The following is a 3,651-nucleotide window of genomic DNA, read 5'->3' as shown; positions in this document are numbered from 1 at the left end:
GGGCGGGGTTCTGCGGGGCGCCACTGGGCCCCATGCCCACCGCGGGCGGCGTGGGTCCACCACCCGGGTTGAGGCCCGGTCGCGGTGGCCCGCCGGCACCGACGGCTGGCTGAGTCGGCATGCCGTCCAGGTCCCGCAGCTGCATCTCCAGGTAGGCCCGCAGCCGAGTACGGTACTCCCGCTCGAACGCCCGAAGCTGCTCGACCTGGCCCTCGAGGCGACGCTTGTCGTCCTCCAAGCCGCCGAGCTGCTCGGCCACGTGCGCCCGGGCCTCACCAATGATGCGGTCCGCGTCCGCCCTCGCCTCGCGGCGGGCGCGTTCGGACTCCGCGCGCGCCTCGCGCAGCGCCTCGTCCGCCGTGCGCTGGGCCAGCACGAGGGTACGGGCGACCCGCTGCTCGATGTCGGCCTCCACCTGCGGGTTACCGCCGGCCCGGGCGGGCGGTCCGGAGGTACCCACCGCTGAGATCACCGTTGTGGGGGCGCCGCCCTGCTGCGGCCCCTGCGGCCCGGTGGGCTGCGGCTGCTGGCCCCGTTCCCGGGCGGCCTGGGCCTGCGCCTGGGCGATCTGACGACGCGCCTCGTCGAGCTGGCGGCGCAGGCCCTGGTTCTCCTCGAGGATCTGCGCGGGCACGCCCGGACCACCACCGCCGGAACGCCGGGCCTCGTCGAGCTGCCGGCGCAGGTCACTGTTCTCGTCCAGCAACCGCGTCAGCTCCGCCTCGACCTCGTCGAGGAAGGTGTCGACCTCATCCTCGTTGTAGCCCGTGCGAAACCTCGTCGGGCTGAAGACCTTGTTCTGAACGTCCTGTGGTGTCAGAGCCACGTCGCCTCCTCGTGCGGCATCGCCGCTCCCCGAAGAGAGGGCGGTCTGCGGGCAGTCTGCCGCGCCCGCGCTCGCGGTGTGCACAACAACCCCGTCACAGCCTCTGCGCATAGCTTCGAAGCACGATGATCACCAGGAAGAGCAGCAGGAACCCGAGGTCAAGCGCAACGCTACCCACTCGCAACGGCGGAAGAAATCGCCGGATGAATCGTAACGGAGGGTCAGTTGCCGTGTACACAATCTCGAAGACCAGTACCAGGGGGCCGGTCGGGCGGAACGATCGACTGAGGGCAAGAACCAGATCGATGATCCATCGCGCTATCAGGAGCAACAGATAGACCGTCAGCACCCAAAAGATCAAGCTACCTACTGTGCTGATGGCGCTCTCTCCTGAGGAACGGGGGGAACGTGATCACATTCCCTGGCTATGACTGGTTGTAGAACCCACCCTCGCGGATGCGTCGCTTGTCGGTCTCGGTGACCTCGACGTTGTGCGGCGAGAGCAGGAAGACCTTGTTGGTCACCTTCTCGAGGTCGCCCCGCAGCCCGAAGATCAGACCCGCGGCGAAGTCGACCAGCCGCTTGGCGTCGGCATCGTCCATGTCAGTGAGGTTCATGATAACGGGTGTCCCGTCCCTGAACTCCTCGCCGATCTGGCGCGCCTCATTGTAGCTGCGTGGCTGAAGCGTGGTGATCCGGTAGGGGTGCGGCTCCTCCACCGCGGCCACCCTGCGCATCGGCACGGGACCGGCGGGACGCAACGGTTCGACCGGTGGACGTCGCGGCATGGCGACCGGCTCCTCACGTGCGTCTATCCGACGGACCGTACGGTCCATCGGAACCGGTTCGTGCATAGCACGCCGATCGTCACGACCGACCGCACGACCGTCGTCATAGTCGTCGTCGAGATAGTCCTCATCCTCCTCGGCCAGACCGAGGTAGACCATCGCCCTGCGCCCGAGCCCCATGGGCGCGACTCTAAGGGACACCAGGCCGTTCACCGAACAAAGCGGTGCCGATCCGAAGGTGTGTCGCGCCTTCGACCACCGCGTCCTCAAGATCTCCCGACATGCCGGCACTGATGACGGTGGCCTGGGGATGCCCCACCTTCAGGCGTTCCGCCACCTCACGCAGTCGCGCGAATGCAGGTCGTGGCTTCCCTCCCCGGGGGGCGACAGCCATCACGCCTCGCAGAGCCAGTCCCGGCGCCTCCTCGACAAGATCGGCCAGGGCGGAAAGGCCGGCCGGATCGACCCCTCCGCGCCTCGAGCCGGCGATCGACGCACCGATCTTCCCATCGGAAGCACCAGGGAAGTCCAACGAGACCTGGAGACAGACCGACAGCGGGCGGCCGCGTTCCATCGCCAGCCGGGAGAGCACCGGCACCAGGCTCACCCGATCCACCGACTGCACCCAATCCGCCCAACGAAGAACGGATCTGGCCTTGTTGCGCTGCAGTTGTCCCACGAAATGCCAGATCGGATCGTCGGAACCGGAGGACGGGCCGTCACCGGTCCCCTTGGTCGGGACGTTCCGTTCCCCGCCGATCAGCCGGGTGACGAGACCCACCTTCGGCCCGGCCTCCTGCTCCCGGTTCTCGGCGAAGTGCCGCACCCCGAGCGTGTGCATCATCACAACATCCTGGGGTGGGTAGGTTTTACTGACCGCAATGAGGGTGAGGTGGTCCGGATCACGGCCCGCGGCCCGGGCCGCCCCCGCGACCCGAGCCCGAACCTCGGCCAGCCGCCGCGTCAACCGGTCCAGGCGCGCCGGATCGAGCTCGATCGGGCCGGGCCGGTGGATCATGGCGTCGGCCCGAGCCAGGCCAGACCGGCGAAGCGTCCCGTCCGACCCTCCCGGCGGTAGGAGTAGAGCTCCGGATCCTCGGCGGTACATCGAGCAGAAATTGTTATATCAGTCACACCGGCGACGGCGAGTTGACAACGGATACCGGCGCGCAGATCGATCGCCGCGGTGCCGACGCGGGTGGTGGCCGCACTCCCCGGCACCTGGGTCTCCACCTCGCAACGAAGATCCTCCGACACCTCGTAACAGCCGGCACAGATACATGGACCGATGGTGACACGGAGCTCGTCCCGGGCGGCGCCGAGCCGCTCGAGGGCCCCGAGAGTGGCATGTATCACGCCATTGGCCATCCCAACCCGGCCGGCGTGCGCCACTCCCACCACCGCGGGGGCCTCGAACAGCACCGGTGCGCAGTCGGCGACCATCACGGCGAGCGCGAGGCCGGGGACATCGGTCACCAGCGCGTCCGCCTGCGGAGGCGGCCCGTGCCGGCGCAACACGGCGACCTGCCTCCCATGCACCTGCCGCATGTACTGGACCGGCATCCGCAGCCGGTCGACGAGCCGGCGTCGGTTGACGGCGACGGCCTCGTCGGCATCCCCGACGTGGTCGCCCAGATTGAGTCCCTCGAACGGCGGGTCGCTGACCCCACCCGAGCGCGAGGTGACGAGAACCGGCATGCCGGAAGTCTGCCTGGCACCGGCTACTTGAGGAAGTCCGGCACGTCCAGCTCGTCGTCGTCGGCCACCGGCCGCACCGGCCGGCGAGGCGGGTAGGTCGGCCGGGGAGCAGTGCGCGGCGGCTCCGGGCGGTGCTGACCATAGGCTTGATCAACCGGTGGCTCCACCGGTTCACGGTTCGGCGGGGCGAGGCGGGACTCGATCGTCGGGATCACGGTCGATTCGGCCGTGGCGGCCGCGGCGGGTTCGTTCGAGGCCGGCGCCCCCGGCAGCGGTTCCGGGTGGTAATGACCGACGTTCGACGGCGCGATCGTCGGCGGGGGTGCCTGCAGGTAGCTC

General features: G+C 69.1%; 5 protein-coding genes and 1 pseudogene. All 6 read right to left on the bottom strand.

Annotation, left to right across the window (positions count from 1 at the left end):
* Positions 1–826: DivIVA domain-containing protein (locus AC08OV_RS14045; protein ID WP_476619761.1), on the bottom strand; the 826-nt coding region annotated here is incomplete at its 3' end.
* 94 nt (positions 827–920) lie between these two features.
* The gene (locus tag AC08OV_RS14040) at positions 921–1,175 is read right to left on the bottom strand and encodes a YggT family protein (protein WP_462188856.1); all 255 of its coding nucleotides are present in this window, start codon (positions 1,173–1,175) and stop codon (positions 921–923) included.
* A gap of 76 nt (positions 1,176–1,251) precedes the next feature.
* Complete coding sequence (locus tag AC08OV_RS14035; RefSeq protein ID WP_476616009.1) at positions 1,252–1,794, bottom strand: cell division protein SepF; 543 nt, start codon at positions 1,792–1,794, stop codon at positions 1,252–1,254.
* A gap of 10 nt (positions 1,795–1,804) precedes the next feature.
* Entirely contained in the window at positions 1,805–2,632 is an 828-nt protein-coding gene (locus AC08OV_RS14030) for a YggS family pyridoxal phosphate enzyme (protein ID WP_476616007.1), read from the bottom strand.
* Positions 2,629–3,312, bottom strand: coding sequence for a peptidoglycan editing factor PgeF (gene pgeF, locus AC08OV_RS14025; RefSeq protein ID WP_476616006.1), 684 nt, complete (start codon positions 3,310–3,312; stop codon positions 2,629–2,631). Before pgeF ends, AC08OV_RS14030 begins: the two co-directional genes overlap by 4 nt.
* Positions 3,313–3,335: 23 nt before the next feature.
* Positions 3,336–3,651, bottom strand: a pseudogene (locus tag AC08OV_RS14020) (cell division protein FtsZ); the annotation flags it as partial.

Source organism: Frankia sp. CeTa3Moorea, from assembly GCF_978021225.1.
This window is presented reverse-complemented; position numbering and strand designations above follow the sequence as displayed.